The organism is Aquimarina sp. MAR_2010_214, from assembly GCF_002846555.1.
Classification (GTDB): domain Bacteria; phylum Bacteroidota; class Bacteroidia; order Flavobacteriales; family Flavobacteriaceae; genus Aquimarina.
Map to the genome: position 1 here is coordinate 4,936,791 of NZ_PJMS01000001.1, position 17,275 is coordinate 4,954,065.

At 32.5% G+C, this 17,275-nt stretch carries 20 protein-coding genes; 9 read left to right on the forward strand and 11 right to left on the reverse strand.

Translation table 11 applies throughout. From position 1 onward, the window contains the following. Positions 1-32: 32 nt before the first annotated feature. Positions 33-377: a 5-carboxymethyl-2-hydroxymuconate Delta-isomerase gene (locus tag ATE84_RS21090; RefSeq protein WP_101449846.1), complete on the forward strand. Its 345-nt coding sequence runs from the start codon at positions 33-35 to the stop codon at positions 375-377. Between the two features lie 143 nt (positions 378-520). Next, complete coding sequence (locus ATE84_RS21095; protein ID WP_101449847.1) at positions 521-1,036, forward strand: flavodoxin family protein; 516 nt, start codon at positions 521-523, stop codon at positions 1,034-1,036. Positions 1,037-1,206: 170 nt separating this feature from the next. On the opposite strand, the gene ATE84_RS21100 is transcribed toward ATE84_RS21095, so the two are convergent. Continuing rightward, entirely contained in the window at positions 1,207-3,591 is a 2,385-nt protein-coding gene (locus tag ATE84_RS21100) for a TonB-dependent receptor (protein ID WP_101449848.1), read from the reverse strand. 273 nt (positions 3,592-3,864) lie between these two features. Here ATE84_RS21100 and ATE84_RS21105 point away from each other — a divergent pair, with 273 nt between their 5' ends. The 3 genes from ATE84_RS21105 to ATE84_RS21115 are packed head-to-tail and all read left to right on the forward strand — an operon-like array spanning position 3,865 to position 6,335. Continuing rightward, a complete protein-coding gene (locus ATE84_RS21105) occupies positions 3,865-4,944 on the forward strand; it encodes a sensor histidine kinase (protein WP_101449849.1) in 1,080 nt (359 codons plus the stop codon). A 1-nt stretch (position 4,945) separates the two neighbouring features. Further along, the gene (locus ATE84_RS21110) at positions 4,946-5,704 is read left to right on the forward strand and encodes a LytTR family DNA-binding domain-containing protein (protein ID WP_101449850.1); all 759 of its coding nucleotides are present in this window, start codon (positions 4,946-4,948) and stop codon (positions 5,702-5,704) included. A 10-nt stretch (positions 5,705-5,714) separates the two neighbouring features. Continuing rightward, entirely contained in the window at positions 5,715-6,335 is a 621-nt protein-coding gene (locus ATE84_RS21115; protein ID WP_101449851.1) for a DUF2306 domain-containing protein, read from the forward strand. A 71-nt stretch (positions 6,336-6,406) separates the two neighbouring features. Here ATE84_RS21115 and ATE84_RS21120 read toward each other — a convergent pair whose 3' ends face one another. The 4 genes from ATE84_RS21120 to ATE84_RS21135 all read right to left on the reverse strand — a co-directional run bounded on the left by ATE84_RS21120 (position 6,407) and on the right by ATE84_RS21135 (position 8,799). After that, on the reverse strand, positions 6,407-6,586 hold the full coding sequence (locus ATE84_RS21120; protein ID WP_024771257.1) for a hypothetical protein: 180 nt from the start codon (positions 6,584-6,586) through the stop codon (positions 6,407-6,409). Between the two features lie 3 nt (positions 6,587-6,589). Beyond that, positions 6,590-7,444, reverse strand: coding sequence for an SPFH domain-containing protein (locus ATE84_RS21125; protein WP_101449852.1), 855 nt, complete (start codon positions 7,442-7,444; stop codon positions 6,590-6,592). A 199-nt stretch (positions 7,445-7,643) separates the two neighbouring features. Beyond that, positions 7,644-8,081 (reverse strand): Hsp20/alpha crystallin family protein, encoded by a 438-nt coding sequence (locus tag ATE84_RS21130; protein WP_101449853.1) that lies wholly within the window; start codon positions 8,079-8,081, stop codon positions 7,644-7,646. 316 nt (positions 8,082-8,397) lie between these two features. Then, positions 8,398-8,799: a hypothetical protein gene (locus ATE84_RS21135; protein WP_101449854.1), complete on the reverse strand. Its 402-nt coding sequence runs from the start codon at positions 8,797-8,799 to the stop codon at positions 8,398-8,400. A gap of 115 nt (positions 8,800-8,914) precedes the next feature. Between ATE84_RS21135 and ATE84_RS21140 the strand changes: the two genes are divergently transcribed. Then, the gene (locus tag ATE84_RS21140) at positions 8,915-9,181 is read left to right on the forward strand and encodes a DUF1456 family protein (RefSeq protein ID WP_101449855.1); all 267 of its coding nucleotides are present in this window, start codon (positions 8,915-8,917) and stop codon (positions 9,179-9,181) included. 78 nt (positions 9,182-9,259) lie between these two features. Further along, positions 9,260-10,864, forward strand: coding sequence for a class I SAM-dependent methyltransferase (locus tag ATE84_RS21145; protein WP_101449856.1), 1,605 nt, complete (start codon positions 9,260-9,262; stop codon positions 10,862-10,864). Positions 10,865-10,916: 52 nt separating this feature from the next. Here the strand turns inward: ATE84_RS21145 and ATE84_RS21150 are convergent, their stop codons facing one another. The 4 genes from ATE84_RS21150 to ATE84_RS21165 all read right to left on the reverse strand — a co-directional run bounded on the left by ATE84_RS21150 (position 10,917) and on the right by ATE84_RS21165 (position 13,980). Next, on the reverse strand, positions 10,917-11,249 hold the full coding sequence (locus ATE84_RS21150) for a hypothetical protein (RefSeq protein ID WP_101449857.1): 333 nt from the start codon (positions 11,247-11,249) through the stop codon (positions 10,917-10,919). Positions 11,250-11,396: 147 nt separating this feature from the next. Then, a complete protein-coding gene (locus ATE84_RS21155; protein WP_101449858.1) occupies positions 11,397-11,903 on the reverse strand; it encodes a cupin domain-containing protein in 507 nt (168 codons plus the stop codon). Between the two features lie 94 nt (positions 11,904-11,997). Then, the gene (sucC, locus tag ATE84_RS21160) at positions 11,998-13,191 is read right to left on the reverse strand and encodes an ADP-forming succinate--CoA ligase subunit beta (RefSeq protein WP_024771265.1); all 1,194 of its coding nucleotides are present in this window, start codon (positions 13,189-13,191) and stop codon (positions 11,998-12,000) included. A 153-nt stretch (positions 13,192-13,344) separates the two neighbouring features. Next, positions 13,345-13,980, reverse strand: coding sequence for an LON peptidase substrate-binding domain-containing protein (locus tag ATE84_RS21165; protein ID WP_101449859.1), 636 nt, complete (start codon positions 13,978-13,980; stop codon positions 13,345-13,347). A gap of 153 nt (positions 13,981-14,133) precedes the next feature. Here ATE84_RS21165 and lysA point away from each other — a divergent pair, with 153 nt between their 5' ends. Both lysA and ATE84_RS21175 read left to right on the forward strand, forming a co-directional pair. Continuing rightward, the gene (gene lysA, locus ATE84_RS21170) at positions 14,134-15,363 is read left to right on the forward strand and encodes a diaminopimelate decarboxylase (RefSeq protein ID WP_101449860.1); all 1,230 of its coding nucleotides are present in this window, start codon (positions 14,134-14,136) and stop codon (positions 15,361-15,363) included. Positions 15,364-15,676: 313 nt separating this feature from the next. Continuing rightward, positions 15,677-16,189 (forward strand): SRPBCC domain-containing protein, encoded by a 513-nt coding sequence (locus tag ATE84_RS21175; RefSeq protein ID WP_101449861.1) that lies wholly within the window; start codon positions 15,677-15,679, stop codon positions 16,187-16,189. On the opposite strand, the gene ATE84_RS21180 is transcribed toward ATE84_RS21175, so the two are convergent. Together ATE84_RS21180 and ATE84_RS21185 are read right to left on the reverse strand one after the other, a co-directional pair. Then, positions 16,190-16,414 carry a DUF3820 family protein gene (locus ATE84_RS21180; RefSeq protein WP_101449862.1) on the reverse strand — a complete coding sequence of 75 codons (225 nt, stop codon included), beginning with the start codon at positions 16,412-16,414 and terminating at the stop codon, positions 16,190-16,192. Positions 16,415-16,433: 19 nt separating this feature from the next. Then, the gene (locus ATE84_RS21185) at positions 16,434-16,970 is read right to left on the reverse strand and encodes a DUF922 domain-containing protein (RefSeq protein WP_101449863.1); all 537 of its coding nucleotides are present in this window, start codon (positions 16,968-16,970) and stop codon (positions 16,434-16,436) included. Positions 16,971-17,275: the final 305 nt, after the last annotated feature.

Here is a 17,275-nt window from a genome sequence, read left to right on the forward strand (position 1 = left end):
AAACAAAGATCAAATAATAAATAAAATAATACATGCCACATTTCATATTAGATTGTTCTGAACACATTATTCAATTAAAATCACCCGAAGAAATCATACAAGCCGTATACAACGCGGCTGATGCTACCGGACTTTTTGCAGTAGGTGATATTAAAGTAAGAATTAACCCTTTTAAATACTACACTGTAGGAAATACTAAAGATGATTTTATTCATGTTTTTGGTAACCTGATGGAAGGTAGAGATGATCATCAAAAAGCTAATCTTTCTAAAAAAATAGTAAGCACATTAAAAACAATGTTTCCCGATGTTCCTATTCTTTCTATTAACCTTAGAGAGTTTGAAAAGTCATCTTATTGCAATAAAACAATGGTATAATTAGCTTTAAAGTATTAGTTTCCTGCCTGTTTTTAACCTTTCTCAGCAAATTGTTTATTAAATAACATAGGGTAAAATATGCCCCTTATTTGATAAGTGCTATAAACGAAATAGTTTTGCTCTATAATCTTTAAACCCAGAATATGAAAGGAGTAATACTACAAGGGAGTTCAAAAAGCAATGGAAACACTAACAAAATAGCATTATTTATAAAAGAAAGAACTGGATTTGATATCATAGATCTGAAATCTAAAAACATAGGCCCTTATGATTATGATTTTAAGAATAGGGATGATGATTTTCTACCCACAATAAAAGAGGTCGTTGAGAACTATGATACACTTATTTTTGCTACACCAGTATATTGGTATGCAATGAGTGGAATCATGAAAACTTTTATGGATCGGATAACGGATTGTATAAAAATCGAAAAGACAACCGGAAGAAAGTTAAGAGGAAAAAAGATGGGAATGATAAGCTGTGGTTCTGGACCAGAATTAAAGGAAGGCTTTACAATGCCATTTATAGAAAGTGCAAATTATCTTGACATGCATTATTTAGGAGATATTCATACATGGATAGAAGACGAGAGTATTCCAAAGCAATTGCAGAATGATATCAATATTTTTATTTCTGAAAACATAAAAAAGAAGAATTAAACAAAAGAGGCTGTCTAAAAAGTATATTTCAGACAGCCTCTTTGCAAAAATTACACACAAATACTTGTACAGATTCATTTGGCCTTCAAAATATCCTTAATTATCTTAAGATGATATCTAGAACACACTTCTATACCGCTCACTTCCATACTAATGAGAAATAGTTTTACTTAAAACTGAAAACGATATCCAAAATCAGGAAAGAACCCTATTTGATCTACTTGATCTACCTGATTAGTTAAACGATTGTAGCGACGTGCAAAAATATTCTCATTATTAGTTACATTTTGAAGATCAACATAAAACTGATGAGAACGTTTTTTTGATTTACTATTGATTTTGTAGCCAAATTTGACATCCCATCTGAAATAACCATCATTTTGCTCACTAAAAGCCAACTCCTCTCTTAACACCTGAAAACCTGCTGATTGTGAAGCTTCCAAATTAACGGGAGTATAATACCTTCCTCCTGAAACTGTTAATTTAGTATCAAAAAACAACACATTCTTCTTTGCCTTACCAACAGTAAATTCTTTTCCGGCAAGAAGATTTAACACATACCCATTATTAAAAGGTGTATTTCGTTCTATACCATCACTTCCTTCATATTTACTTTCGAATAACGAAGTGGTTAACAATCCGTAATATCCATCGCTAAAAAACTTCTCTAAAGTCAACTCTATTCCTTGATTAAAACCTGTACCTTCATTAACCAACGACACTCTATCGTTTTCGAATCCAAAATCTGATCCTTCTGTTAAAGAAGAATAACTTGATGAAAAGGGTTCTACAGCAGCTTTACTAACATCCTGATAATATACCTCTACTTTACCTCTCCAACCTTTACTAATTCTTACATCATAACCTAGTACATAATGATTGCTTCTCACAAAATCAAGATCTAGATTGATCTGTTCCAGTGTTCCATTAACATCTTGATTTAAAAACAATAATGGTAAAGGAACTGGTTGATGATGCAATCCATACCCAAAACTAAAGCGATGATTCTGATTAACTTTATAAGAAAGTCCCACTCTGGGTTCAAATACAAATTGTTCATTTAAAGTACTATACTGCCCGTGTAGTCCTGCATTTAGAGTGAGTTTCTTTGTAAGTCTAAACTGTCCTTGAATATAAGGTTGAATAATGGTTAGATTTTCATCTATATCTGTAAACGTAAAAAGATCAGGATCACCATCACCATCAACATCTGGTTGCTTCTCCCGATCACGTTGTAGGGATTCTATTCCGAAATTCTCTACCAAAACTCCTGTTCGTAATGTAATTTTACTGTTTAACTTAGAGTTAAAAAGCGTAGAGAATGTGAGTCGTGATTCTGCATTATCGGCTTCAGTATATTTTATAATACGTTCTTGAGGGGTGTTTTTTTCAATAAAACGATCCGCCTGAAATTCATTAGTAGCAAAAGATCCTGCCACTGTTGTTCTCAAAAAAGAGGATGAGCCAATATTGATCTGATGTTTTAGACCAATCACTCCAAAACCAGAATCTGCCTTCGAATTTTCATCCTCGGCAGCAAATAGATCATCTTCATCAATATCATCTCCAAGAAATTCAATATCAGAAAAACCAATAATCCCGAATAATGAGAAGTTACCTAATTTACTTTTTCCAAAATCAACATTAAACGAAACATCGTAGTAATTTGGTGTAGCTGATGTTCCTCCGGCTCCAATTCCTAAAAGGCTTACTAACGAATACCTTCCAGCTACCAAAAATGAACCTTTATTTTTTCCTAAAGGCCCTTCTGCCATTGCTTCCACTCCCGTAAAAATACCAACCTGACCTGTATATTCATAGTCATCTACATTACCTTTTCTAAACCCAAGATCAAATACTCCTCCGATTGCATTTCCATATTCTGCAGGGAAAGCAGAAGTAATAAAATCTGAATTTTTCAACAGATTAGGGTTTAAAGCGGAAACCGGACCTCCTGTTGTTCCTAGTGTCGAATAATGGTTAGGACTTGGTATTGGCACTCCTTCTACTCGCCATAACAATCCAACAGGGGAATTACCTCGTATTACAATATCATTTCTACTATCATCGGGAGAAGAAACTCCAGCATAATTTGCCGCCAAACGACCAACATCGCTTCTTCCTCCCGAAAACCTTGTCACCTCTTCGACTCCAAACTGTCTGGCCGAAACAGATGTGAGTTTATTTATAGCCTGAGCTTTATTTGTTTCTGATGTAATAATAACTTCATCTAATCGATCAAAAGCTTCTATAAGTGCTACGTTAACCGCTGCGTCCTTACCAGAAGTTACTACAATATTAGGTATTGTAATCGACTCGAATCCGATATAACTTACTCGTATCATTTGACGACCAAGCGGTACATTTTCTAGTGTAAAATACCCATCCATATCAGTTACTACCCCAATAGCTTGTTCTACATTTAATAACTCAATTGTAGCTCCTGGCAGAGGGCTTTCTGATTGTTTGTCAATTACAAGACCTTTGATTATTCCTGTTTGTGCACTTGCCATATATCCAAGTACAATAATAAATACAAAAGTGATTTTTTTCATGATTTGATTACTATTTTGCTCAAATCTGTGACTTCTTTTGTTACTCCTAAAATTAAAAATACCCAATTGGTGTTTTTACTTGTGAAATGTCAAAAAACAAGTTTGAATAGTATCAAATGAAATAATATCCTGTGTTATCAGGTCAAACTTTGTTTAAAACAGTTCAACACCTTATTTGACGATTGAACATATCTATAAATGATTATTGCATATCTGTTATGTATCTTTACCAGTACTATTAAAGAAGAACACATCTATTATTGAATTTAATACATGATATCTAAAGCATACATAAAGAAGTTTACATTTCGTTTTATTGTTATAAACGTGGTTTATTTCCTTATTAAATTGACTATTGATCATAGCGGTGATGTTACAGAATTTGATGCGACTAGTTTATTTTACTATTTCACTGCTTTTTTTCTCTTCATGTTTACCTGGGAGACCAATGACTGGTTAATACGAAGGGAGGTTACATCTAATCAAGGTAAAAGCTTGGATTTAAATAATGGGATGAAGATCATTGCTATAAATATGGTGATTTTTATTCCCATAGCTGCTTCACTGTATTATTTGGCAATTTTTGAATTTAATCACATTTGTGAAATTAATACTGATAAACCCTGGTTACTATTTAGAATAGATTTTTTCAGAGCTACGTTATTAGGTTTTGCCGTTGTCATTTTTAATCTTTTTTATTATTCTCTAAAACAGAAGAAAGAAATGGAAAATACGATGAATAAGCTAAAAAAAGAAGTTATGACCTCTAAGTATAGGTCTCTAAAAAATCAAATTAGTCCACATTTTTTGTTCAATAGCTTAAATACTCTTACATCATTAATGTATCAAGACAGAGATTTAGCTTCTGATTTTGTATCCCGATTAGCAACATGTTACAGATATATTCTGGACAACCGCGAAGAAGACCTGGTGAGTTTAGAGAAGGAATTAAATTTTCTCGATTCCTTTATATTTATGATGAATGTGAGACACGAAGGAGCACTTAGCATTACTACTCATATTTCGGTTAACCCAAAAGAATATGTAATCCCGACATTGTCATTACAGATGCTTGTAGAAAATGCTTTAAAACATAATTATTTTTCTAAAGAAAGGCCTTTGGAAATTAGTATTTCATCTATTGAAACAAGCAGTATTAATATTCAGAATAATTTACGTGTAAGAAAACAAAAAGAAGAATCAACACAATTAGGGCTTAAAAATATTAAAAAGAGGTATTCTTTTTATACAAATCAAGAGGTATTAATAGAAACAGAGCATGAATACTTTAAAGTTACTCTCCCTCTATTAACCAAAGATATAAAAGAAGTTACCATGATAAAAGTTTCATAAAATGACTGCTGTAATTGTTGAAGACGAAAATATAGCCTCTAAACGCTTAGCAAATCTCATCGAAGAGTTAGCACCAGAAATAGAGATTACTGGTCAAATCACTTCTGTCGAGAATGGACGTGATTGGTTTGAAAATAATCCACTTCCCGATCTAATATTCTTAGACATTCAGTTAAATGATGGATATGGATTTGATATTTTAGACACTCTAGAAGATCATCCCCCTATAATATTTACTACGGCATATAATGAATATGCCATAAGAGGTTTTAAGTACAATGGGCTGGATTACCTTTTAAAGCCAATTGACAAAAAAGATTTGAAAAATGCTCTTTTCAAATACAAAAAAAACTTTACGGATTCTAGTAAATCGATAGACGATGAAAAATTCGAACGCATCAAAAACTTGTTTGGAAAAGAATACAAACGCCGTTTCATGGTAAAAGTCGGAAATCAATTTAACACTTTTGATGTTGATGATATTGCATATTTTAAATCTCATGAAGGAATTATTTTCTTGCATTCACATACTGGAAAACATTACCCTATTGAATACACTATAGATCAACTGGAAGAAATTCTAGATCCTATTCATTTTTTTAGAATTAATAGAAAATTTATGATTTCTGTTAAAGCCGTGATCGAGATCCACAGTTATTTTAATAGTCGACTATTACTGAAATTAAAACCTATTAACGATGAAAAGATCATTGTTTCCCGGGAACGGACTTCTAATTTCAAAAAATGGCTAGACCTTTAATTTCCAGATAATGAAAAAAATTATTCAAGTTGTCTTTGCCTTATTATGTACTGTAATAGGAAGCTATCCCCTTTTATATTTTACAGCCCCAAAGTTTGGATTATTATCCTCAAAAGATGGTGAATTACTAGTTAACACAGCTTGGAATATCGCCTTTTATAGCCATATCTTTTTAGGAGGCGTTGCACTACTAATAGGTTGGATTCAGTTTAATAAAAAAATAAGAATTTCTCGATCAGAATTACATAGACGTATTGGAAAAATCTATGTAGTCATGGTATTAATAAGTGGAATTTCGGGAATTTACATTGGCTTCTTTGCCACAGGAGGGATTATCGCATCTCTTGGGTTCATATGCTTAGGAATACTATGGGTATACACTACCTATAAAGCGTATTGGTATGCCAAAAATGCCCAGATACCCCAACATCAAACTATGATGTATTACAGTTATGCGGCCTGTTTTTCTGCAGTAACACTTAGAATATGGCTACCTATACTTATTATGCTTATTGGAGATTTTATCATTGCATATCAAATAGTAGCATGGCTTTGCTGGATTCCGAATCTTATTTTTGCATATTATCTTGTTGGTAAAATTAAATCCAGGTTGGTTATAAATTCTATTTAAATATCACTATAAAAAATGCTCCCGGTATAGCAGGAGCATTTTCACACTAGTAAATATTTAAAATCTTTATACTATTCTTCAGAATCGTTAGACTTTTTTTTAGGTTTTAGACGTTTAGCATCTTTAAGGCTTTTATGTATCATCCATTCTAATTGCCCGTTAACACTTCGAAATTCATCATCAGCCCATTTCTCAATCGACTTAAAAGTTTCTGGGTCTATTCTAAGAACAAATGATTTTTTCTTACTCATAAATTACGAATGTAATGTTCCAGTATTAATTACTGGCGTTGCTTCTTTATCTCCACACAAGACAACCATTAAATTACTCACCATAGATGCTTTCTTATCATCATCAAAATCTATAATATCATCTGCAGATAATTTGGTTAAAGCATCTTCTACCATACCAACAGCTCCTTCTACTATTTTTTTACGAGCTGCTACGATAGCTACCGCTTGTTGTCTTTTCAACATCGAACTTGCTATTTCTGGTGCGTATGCCAGGTATCCAATTCTGGCTTCCAGAACTTCTATTCCAGCAATGGCTAAACGTTCTGTTATTTCATTTTCTAAAGCTTCATTTACTTCATCCATACCAGATAGCAATGTTACTTCCTGTTGCCCATCAGCAAAATTATCATATGGATAAGAGCCTGCAAGTTTTCTTACTGCTGCATCTGTTTGCACTCTTACAAATTCTTCGTACTGATCAACATCAAAGGCTGCTTTATATGTATCTGCTACTTTCCACACCAAAATTACATTAATCAAAATTGGATTACCAATTTTATCATTCACTTTTACCCGTTCACTATAGAAGTTTCTGGCCCGTAAAGAAATTCTTTGCTTGGTATAAAAAGGATTCGCCCAAAAGAAACCATTATTCTTTACTGTGCCTTTATACGCTCCAAATAGCACCAATACTTTTGAGCTATTCGGGTTTACAATAAAAAAACCTTTAATGATAAACAATATTACCATTATAAGAATTATAAATAAGGAGTTCTCACTTAGAAGTAAACCAGTCACCATAACCATTACAACTAATATAAGTAGACCTAACATTAAATAACCACTACTTGCTTTTATATTTTTTTCGTATTTCATAATAATATCATTTTGATATCACAATAATACGAATATTTTTTTAATATTCTGAAAAATGCTTAAATATTAACCATTTAAAGGGGTAAAAATTCCTTAGTTGAGTTATTTCATTTTAGACTTGGGTTAAAAAAACAAAAACGCCCTTCATATCGAAGAGCGTTTTTGAAACATTAACTAACTAAATCTCAAATCAATCAAATCATGAAATCTCAATCAACCGTTTTGGTTGTACTTTTGCTTCTTCTTTTTTAGGGAGTTTTACCAATAACACTCCGTTTTCATATGAAGCTTCAATCTTGTTACCATTTACCGCTTCTGGTAAGCTAAATGAACGTTTAAATGCATTGTAGCCAAATTCTTTTCTAGTATACTTACCTTTCTCATCTTTGGTTTCTTTTTCTGTTGTAGTTTCAGAAGAAATGGTAAGCACATCATTATTCAGTTCAATACTAAAGTCTTCTTTGGCTAGTCCAGGCGCAGCTAATTCTACCACAAAATCTTCATCTGTTTCTTTCACATTAACCGCTGGAGTATTGACACCGATTTTATTAACATTAGATGTTCCCCCAAGCCAATCGGCAGTAAATAAATCATCAAAAAGAAAAGGTAATCTGTCTGTTTTTTTTAGTAAACTCATTATATATATTTTTAAGGTTATTCAAAATTTCAATTACAATGAGTATATATCAATTTGGATTCCATTTCAAATTTTAAGACATTTTGTCATTATTTCATATGCAAACAGTGACATTTTGTCAGAAATCATCTTTACTAAGATGACAAAATATCTTAAATAGCAAAAACCCGAAAGAGTATTCTTTCGGGTTTTTTTAGTTATAAGTTACAGAATCTTAATTACAGATAAGTCAGTTTTCTATTTTAGAATATCGGTTTTGTTATCTAAATGGTTTCAAAATCAACGTATAAACCAACATATAAATCAATTCAATATATTAATTATAAAAACGTGTAAAAATAGAGACTAATTCTTTTGGTGGAATTATCTTATTTGGGTAGTCATTCATTTTCTTGAGAACCGTATCAATTGCCTCTAATCTTAGCCCCATACGCATTCCTATTTCTTTTATCTTATGAATTTCTAATTGAGAAGTCTCCTGATCTATATTCATAAGCAGCACTAACCTATGAAATTGAAGAATTCTTTGTGATTCGGGCTGTAAATTCTTTTTTTCTACTCCTTCTTCTATCAAAATATCTACCTCTTCTTTTGTAATCTTAAGCTGCGATGCAATGACAAGAATAAAGTTATATTCTTGTTCTTTAAATTTTTTATCTGCTTTTGCAAACTGTATCATTTCAGAAAGCAAACTTAATTTCTCTTCTTTACTATACATAAACCAATTACTTTTTGCCGAAAATAGTGATTTTCAACTAAACTCATATAACATTCTTTATATTCAACTTCTAATTTTAATCCCATTTTCAATTCAAAAAATATACCTTTGCAGTATGGGTTTAACAAACAATGATATTTTTAAAAAGTTAAGGGTTGCACATAAATTACGTGATGACGATATTGTAAAAATCTGCGCACTGGTAGATTTCAAAGTAACCAAAAGTGAACTGGGTGCATTTTTTAGAAATGAAAATCATCCAAAATACATGGAATGTGGTGATCAAATACTACGTAACTTTCTAAACGGGTTAATTATTCATCTTAGAGGTCCGATGCCCGAAAAAAAGAAAGACTCTACAAAGGATAAGAACACAAACTAACGTTTTTTACTTCGAAATAAATGCTTAATTTGGTTGGACCAATATTTTTCATCCAACAATCACTCAACTTAAGTATCTATGCTTACCGCAGCCGAAAAACAATTGTTTAGAGAAGAGCTTTTCTGTCATTTAGACGGGATTGCTGTAGCTCCTGTTGCTTATTCTCTTTATAAAAACAATATTACCGATTATCTAATTAGCAATAAAGAAATATCAATTTCACAAATTGCTGCATCTCATAAAACCAATGAAGGATATCTAAATATCGCTCTGCGCATACTAAGCGCTCAAGGCTGGTTGGATTATGAAGCAAATAAAGATGACGTAATTATAAAAACCAATGCGCTTTCTGAATTAGCTTTTGATCATTTTTATTTATATGAAGAAGTCGTTGACCTCTTAGAATATTCCGGTAAATTTCACCCTCGAAAATTTGAACTAGAGCCTTTTCATAAACTTGAACAACTATTCAAAAAATATCAAAACCGCTTTGGCTTAGCCTCTGAAAAAGACAGTACAACTACTCAAATCCAAGATCAAGTCCTTAAACATATAGAAGGCATTTTGGTTGGACCAACTACCGTACATCTTGGTATGGGCGGAATGTTTCATAAATATTTTATGGAAGCATCCTTTAGTGCTGATGAATATCACAAATTTCCAGAAAGCTTTAACACCATCCTCACATTCCTAAGCTACCTGGGTTGGTTTAGCAAATCAAATGGCAACTATACTTTTACTAATAAAGGATTGTTTTTTGCTAAAAGAGCTTCTGCATACGGCGTAACTGTTTCATATATCCCTATGTTTCGACAAATGGATGCTTTATTATTTGGCGATCCTAATGTACTATGGAACCCTCAAGCTGATACCGAAATACACGTAGATCGAGAAATGAATGTATGGGGAAGTGGAGGCGCACATACTACATATTTTAAAAAGATTGATGAAATCATTATTAGCCTGTTTAATAAACCTCTGGATGAGCAACCCAAAGGAATTCTGGATATGGGATGTGGCAATGGTGCTTTTTTAATTCACCTTTTTGAAGTCATTGAATCCAAAACACTACGAGGTAAACACTTAGATGATTACCCATTATTCCTAGTAGGTGCAGACTATAATAAAGCTGCTCTAAAAGTCACCAGAGCTAATTTAATCCAAGCAGATATATGGGCCAAAGTTATTTGGGGAGACATTAGCGATCCTGATTTACTAGAAAAAGATTTAAAGGAAAACTACACAATAGCATTAAAAGATTTATTATCGGTAAGAACATTTCTAGATCACAATAGGATTTGGAGCAAACCAACTTCACAACTGGACATTCCCAGCCAATCTACAGGTGCATTTGCTTATCGGGGAAAACGATTACTTAATAGTGATGTCGAACGAAACTTAAAGGATCATTTTAAAAAGTGGGCTCCTCATATTGAAAAATTCGGGTTAATCGTCATAGAACTGCATACCATATCCCCAGAATTGACTGCTAAAAATCTTGGTAAAACCGCAGCTACCGCATATGACGCTACTCACGGTTTTTCTGATCAGTATATTTTAGAGATTGATTCTTTTTTAAAAGTAATCAAGGAAGTGGGCTTACAAAGTGACGACAAGTACTTTTCTAAATTTCCGAATTCTGACCTCGCAACAGTAAGTATCAATTACATTATTGGCAAATAAAAAAGCCCCGATTGATGATTTCGGGACTTTTTGCATTCACATGTTTACAATCTTATTCTTCTACAATACGTAAAGGCATTTTAAATACTCTAGGCTCAGAACCATATTGTCTTCCTATTTTTTTATAGTTTAAGCGACTCTTAATATATCCTTCTAATTTTTCACTTTCAGAATCAACAGATAGCACAACAATTTCTCCTTTACTATTTAAAGCAAATGTTACATAGGCCGTTAATTCCTTTTTAATTTTAAAAGATGGTTTCTTTAATAAAGCCTTAATTTCCTTATTAAGAGCATTTTCTGTTTTCGTCGGGTTAGTATTAGCACTTGCAACGCTACTTATCGCAAAAGCAACCACTATAAGTAATACATTCAATTTTTTCATGATCTATTCGTTTTATTGATTTATATCTATAAGACCATTGGTTACCTATATCTGTTACATCTAAAAAGATTATTTAACACAGATTAACAAACCACACAAATACAATTAACACAATTCCTCTTAAAAAAGCACCTCTCTACTTCTATGCTAATTTCTTGTATAGTGAATAATTACATCTTCATATTTTGGAAATTGCTGAACTAATTTTTTTCTTTCTCCCAACTCAAAATCATCAAAATCAAAACCTGGAGATACTGTACACCCAACCAAAGAATAGCTATTCTCATTTTTTACACTTGAAGCGAACCAACAACCCGCAGGAACTACCAATTGAGGCAGCTCTCCTTCATCTAAATTTAAACCTACAGAATAGCAGTGATATTTCCCTTCTAAATCGATTACATGTACAAACAAAGAAGACCCCTCATAATAATGCCATATCTCATCCTGATTAATTTTATGAAATGCCGAAAAATTGTCTGAAGTAAGGAGAAAGTAAATAGCAGTACAATACTTACGTTTCCCATTAAATTCTTTACTTAAAATTTGTTTAGGGATAACACCTTCACTTCTATACGTTTCTTTATAAAATCCTCCTTCAGGATGCGGATTCATATCAAGTTTCTTAACTATCTTTTCTAACCTTGCATTCATAGCATTTTATATTTTACACCATTTGAAGTTTTATAAAAAAAAGAAGCGATCATTGATAGATCGCTTCTAATATATACTAAAATCTAATTAGTTATTATGCTAATACTGCCTGTACTTTGTCAGCAGCTTCCTGAAACTGTACTGCACTTTGTACATCTAGCCCACTACTATCAATTAATTCTTTTGCAATATCAGCATTAGTACCTTGTAAACGAACTATAATTGGCACATTAATCGCGTCACCCATATTTTTATAAGCATCTACAACTCCTTGTGCTACTCGATCACAACGAACGATACCTCCAAAAATATTGATTAAAATTGCTTTTACATTTGGATCTTTAAGGATTATTCTAAATGCTGTCTCTACACGTTTTGCATCAGCAGTACCTCCTACATCAAGGAAATTTGCCGGCTCTCCTCCTGCTTGTTTAATCAAATCCATTGTAGCCATTGCAAGACCTGCACCGTTTACCATACATCCTACATTTCCATCAAGATCTACATAATTAAGACCTACTTCTTTTGCTTCAACTTCGATTGGATTTTCCTCTCTGATATCACGCATATCTACATAATTCTTATGACGATATAATGCATTATCATCCAAGGTCACTTTGGCATCTACTGCCATAATTTTATCATCACTTGTCTTAAGAACAGGGTTTATTTCAAATAAAGATGCATCTGACTTAACATAAGCTGTATATAATGCCATTACAAATTTGGTCATTTCTTTAAAAGCAGTTCCGCTTAATCCCAAATTAAAAGCAACACGTCTTGCTTGAAAAGGGAGTAATCCAACAGATGGATCGACTTCTTCTGTAAAAATTAGATGAGGAGTTTCTTCTGCTACAGTTTCGATATCCATACCTCCTTCTGTAGAATACATAATCATATTACGTCCAGAAGTACGATTTAGCAATACCGACATATAAAATTCATTCGGTTCACTATCTCCAGGATAATATACATCTTCTGCTACCAATACCTGGTGAACTTTCTTACCTTCTGCCGAAGTTTGAGGAGTAATCAAGTTCATTCCTATGATCTGTTCTGCTATCTCTTCTACTTCCTTAAGGTTTTTAGCAAGCTTCACTCCACCGCCTTTTCCTCGTCCACCAGCGTGAACTTGCGCCTTAATTACATGCCATCCTGTTCCGGTTTCTGCAGTAAGTTGTTTTGCCGCAGCTACAGCTTCATTTGCATTTTGTGCTACAATACCGCGCTGTATACGCACGCCAAAGCTATTTAATATCTCTTTACCCTGATACTCGTGTAAGTTCATACTATTATTTTTTTGCCTTTTTTAGGAGTTCCAAAAATAGGAAAAGTGAAGTTATTGTGCCAATCTTTTTATAGTAAAAAAAACTAGTCTTTTTTAATTCTATAAACAATCAAAAAATTACGTTAACAAAGGTAAAGATTGCCGCTTAACTCATTACAATTTAAAATCCTCAAAATCTAAAGGGTCAAAATTTTTAAAATGCCCATTCATTTTGATCACTTTTTTAGCATTATTCATTTCTCTCACCACAGGAATTGTTTTTTTAAGATGGCCAATCAAATACTTTAATCTTTCTACCTCATTACGAAGTTTTAACAAATGATATTCTTGATGCAGAGCCAATCCTATTTTATGTGCTACCTGATAACTAACAAAGGGGATGTCAAATACAGGTGGGTTATTTATTGTTAGTTCTACATATAAAATAGCAATATTTTTAAGCAACTCTTCTTGCAACTCTTCTTCACTACTATCATCATCCTTAAGAAACTCTACCTCTCCTCCGGCGTATAGTTTGCCAGGAAATTGCTGATAAAAGTTTTTGATTTTAAAAATCCGTGTTCCTTGACATACAACATCACTCTCTCCGCCTGGGTATTTCTGAACTATTTTTTGAAGTTTTACTTCGGTACCATATTCTAACTTTTCGTCAATATAAGTAGGTATACCAAATAAAATTCCTTCTTCTTCACATTCAGTAATCAATTGTTGGTACCTTTTTTCAAAAATATGCAAAGGCAATCGCTCTTCGGGATACACAACGGTTTGTAATGGAAAAAGAGGTAGCATGATTTTTTTATTAAATGTACTAATTAACACTGTTTATATCCCTTAAACACAAGTTAAAAATCTTAATTTTTCTTATGCATTAGATTTTTTCTTTTCAAGACACCAATATCTCTAATATTATTGATAATTTCGTAGGCTTAAATTTGTGACACAATGGAAAATGAAAATTTATTAGCAATTGCAAATGAGTATGGGAGCCCGGTTTATGTTTATGACTCCTCAAAAATCATCTCACAGTATGATCGTCTTTCTGATGCTTTTAAGAAAGTCAAACGGTTAAAACTTAATTATGCAGTCAAGGCACTGTCTAATCTTGCTATTTTAAAGTTAATGAATTCATTAGGAGCCGGACTAGATACTGTTTCTGCTCAAGAAGTAGCATTAGGACTAAAGGCTGGTGTCAAACCAAGTAATATTGTTTTTACTCCTAACGGGGTCTCTCTTGAAGAAATAGAGGAAGTTTCTGCCTTGGGTGTACAAATAAATATTGATAACCTTTCTATTCTGGAGCAATTTGGTACAAAGCACCCTAATGTCCCTGTATGTATCCGTATGAATCCGCATGTAATGGCAGGAGGAAACAGCAAAATATCGGTAGGACATATTGATAGTAAATTTGGGATATCAATTCATCAAATCCCACATATTCTTAGGATTGTAGAAAATACTGGAATGCGTATTAATGGAGTACATATGCATACAGGTAGTGACATTCTGGATATTGAAGTGTTTCTACGTGCTTGTGAAATACTTTTTGAAACTGCAATGAATTTCAAAAACCTAGATTTTATTGATTTTGGTAGCGGATTTAAAGTACCTTATAAATTAGGTGATATTGAAACTGACATTGAGGAGTTTGGCAATAAAATGACTAAACGCTTTAATACTTTTTGCAAAGAATACGGCAAAGAACTAACTCTAGGTTTTGAACCTGGTAAATTCCTGGTAAGTGAAGCTGGATATTTTTTGGCTAAAGTAAATGTAATCAAACAGACTACATCTACTGTTTTTGCCGGAATTGATAGTGGTTTTAATCACTTCATTCGACCTATGTTCTACAATTCACATCATGAAATTATTAACATTTCTAACCCGAAAGGAAAAGAACGTTTTTATTCGGTAGTTGGATATATTTGTGAAACAGATACTTTTGCAACAAACAGAAGGATTCCTGAAATTAATGAAGGAGATACTATTGCTTTCAAAAATGCAGGCGCCTACTGTTTTTCTATGTCTAGCAATTACAATTCTCGTTATCGCCCGGCAGAGGTATTGTGGCATGAAGGAAAAGCACATTTGATTCGCAAGCGTGAAACATTTGAAGATCTTACAAAGAATCAGGTAGATATAGATATCTTTTCTAAAGTTGTTGAAACAACATAATATACCACTTAAATTAAAAATAAAAAAAGCGTCAGATTTTCATCTGACGCTTTTTAGTATAGTAAACTTTTCTTTTTCTTTTGCCTCATCTACCATTCTTTTCACATCAGCAAGAAGTACTTTGGCGTGCCCGGATATCCAACAACAACAATATTTTTAATTATAATTTTTTCCATAACAATATCAACTAGTCCTCTTGGAGGCGAACCATTACCATTACTTAATGTTACCCCTCTATATTCTCTCTAATTAAAGGCAAATACAACTATTTAATATTTATTATCTTTAGTACACTATCAAAATCATTTTAATCATGGAAAAGTTACAATGGAATTCGTTTACCAAAAAAATTTACATCCATAAATCTATTGAAGAATTATATGATTTATGGGCCACCCCAAAAGGCATCACTTCTTGGTTTTTAAAACATGCTGAATACAATACTACGAATGGACAAATCAGAGAGCCATTAGAGCGCATTCAAAAAGGTGATACATATACTTGGGAATGGCATAATTGGGATGAAAAAGAAAAAGGAGAAGTACTAGAAGCTAATGGGGATAACTATATAGAAATTAGTTTTAGCAATTCAAAAGTTTCTGTAAAACTCGAAAAGAAAAATAATGTAACTATGGTGATTTTATCCCAATTTGATATCCCTGTAGACGATAAGAGCAAATTACAAATACACTATGGGTGCAGTAATGGTTGGACATTTTGGCTTGCTAATCTAAAAGCTTTTGTAGAGCACGGTATTTTACTAAATGAAACTGAAATAAGTCTACAGGAGAGTGAGCTTTCTGGGTATGAATTTGTAAATATGTGATTATAATTTTTTGATATTCCTAATCAAATACTCTAATCCGTTAAGTTTTAATTCATATACTGTTTGTAGTTGCTGTCCTAGTAATCCTTTTGGAAAGCCTTTGTTGTGATACCAAACAACATAATACTCTGGAAGATCAATAAGATACCTGTCTTTATATTTGCCAAACGGCATTTTAGTATGTGCTAATTTGATTAAAAAATCCTTTTGGAGTTGGATTTCCATGAGGTTAGTTATAAAACAATTATTCAGTAAAATCTCGGTAATACCACATTAGTGTCTCTACCTTTTTTTCCCATTTTTTCTGAGCTCCTCTATTTCTTGAATGATCTGTTTCTTCATCATATCTTTCTTGCATATTAATTCTCATTCTCTCTACCAGCTTATACATTTTATTAAGGTCTCTTCTTATATTTTTACCTGAACTATATTCTTTCAGTCTTTTTCTCATTATTCGCGCATGTAATTCTGAAATATCAAAATGTAATTGCTCATGAGAAAGAAGTTCTTCTGACATATGCCCTCTTTTAACCCAAGACAAAGATGGGTAACAAAAACTATCTACTTGATAATTTAATTCAATTTCTCCTTTATCTTTACCATAAGACCATTGATAAGTTATTCCTGTATTCACACTAGCACCATAACTACTGTTCAGATTAGGCTTACCTCTAAAATCTGACCAGTCTAATTCGCTTCTTTCTGCGTACGAGAATTTCCCTACATAACCATTATTATTGGCAAAAAATAAAATTAAAATAATAGTAAAGCACTTACTCATAATTGCAAACAATTATGCCCAAATAAAAGTTATATTTTCATCTATTTAAGAGACGCCGGGGGAACACAATATGGGGCAAATATTGTTTGCGCTCAGCAAAATAGCATTAATTTTTAGTTCTAAATATACACGTATTTTTAAAAAATACATAATTTCTAGAATCTAATTTTGATTTATTTTCCTTTGTTTTCTTTAATACTCCAATCTAATCAATTATAATGCCAAGAAATCTTCATTTCATAGAACAATAATAAAAAAAAGAGATAACCAATACAGTATCAAATATATATAAAAAATCCTTTTTT

Bases quoted from the DNA above. Each gene is read 5' to 3' on its own strand.
- ATE84_RS21090 (WP_101449846.1), top strand. From the start codon at position 33: ATGCCACATTTCATATTAGATTGTTCTGAACACATTATTCAATTAAAA.
- ATE84_RS21095 (WP_101449847.1), top strand. From the start codon at position 521: ATGAAAGGAGTAATACTACAAGGGAGTTCAAAAAGCAATGGAAACACT.
- ATE84_RS21100 (WP_101449848.1), bottom strand. From the start codon at position 3,591: ATGAAAAAAATCACTTTTGTATTTATTATTGTACTTGGATATATGGCA.
- ATE84_RS21105 (WP_101449849.1), top strand. From the start codon at position 3,865: ATGATATCTAAAGCATACATAAAGAAGTTTACATTTCGTTTTATTGTT.
- ATE84_RS21110 (WP_101449850.1), top strand. From the start codon at position 4,946: ATGACTGCTGTAATTGTTGAAGACGAAAATATAGCCTCTAAACGCTTA.
- ATE84_RS21115 (WP_101449851.1), top strand. From the start codon at position 5,715: ATGAAAAAAATTATTCAAGTTGTCTTTGCCTTATTATGTACTGTAATA.
- ATE84_RS21120 (WP_024771257.1), bottom strand. From the start codon at position 6,586: ATGAGTAAGAAAAAATCATTTGTTCTTAGAATAGACCCAGAAACTTTT.
- ATE84_RS21125 (WP_101449852.1), bottom strand. From the start codon at position 7,444: ATGAAATACGAAAAAAATATAAAAGCAAGTAGTGGTTATTTAATGTTA.
- ATE84_RS21130 (WP_101449853.1), bottom strand. From the start codon at position 8,081: ATGAGTTTACTAAAAAAAACAGACAGATTACCTTTTCTTTTTGATGAT.
- ATE84_RS21135 (WP_101449854.1), bottom strand. From the start codon at position 8,799: ATGTATAGTAAAGAAGAGAAATTAAGTTTGCTTTCTGAAATGATACAG.
- ATE84_RS21140 (WP_101449855.1), top strand. From the start codon at position 8,915: ATGGGTTTAACAAACAATGATATTTTTAAAAAGTTAAGGGTTGCACAT.
- ATE84_RS21145 (WP_101449856.1), top strand. From the start codon at position 9,260: ATGCTTACCGCAGCCGAAAAACAATTGTTTAGAGAAGAGCTTTTCTGT.
- ATE84_RS21150 (WP_101449857.1), bottom strand. From the start codon at position 11,249: ATGAAAAAATTGAATGTATTACTTATAGTGGTTGCTTTTGCGATAAGT.
- ATE84_RS21155 (WP_101449858.1), bottom strand. From the start codon at position 11,903: ATGAATGCAAGGTTAGAAAAGATAGTTAAGAAACTTGATATGAATCCG.
- sucC (WP_024771265.1), bottom strand. From the start codon at position 13,191: ATGAACTTACACGAGTATCAGGGTAAAGAGATATTAAATAGCTTTGGC.
- ATE84_RS21165 (WP_101449859.1), bottom strand. From the start codon at position 13,980: ATGCTACCTCTTTTTCCATTACAAACCGTTGTGTATCCCGAAGAGCGA.
- lysA (WP_101449860.1), top strand. From the start codon at position 14,134: ATGGAAAATGAAAATTTATTAGCAATTGCAAATGAGTATGGGAGCCCG.
- ATE84_RS21175 (WP_101449861.1), top strand. From the start codon at position 15,677: ATGGAAAAGTTACAATGGAATTCGTTTACCAAAAAAATTTACATCCAT.
- ATE84_RS21180 (WP_101449862.1), bottom strand. From the start codon at position 16,414: ATGGAAATCCAACTCCAAAAGGATTTTTTAATCAAATTAGCACATACT.
- ATE84_RS21185 (WP_101449863.1), bottom strand. From the start codon at position 16,970: ATGAGTAAGTGCTTTACTATTATTTTAATTTTATTTTTTGCCAATAAT.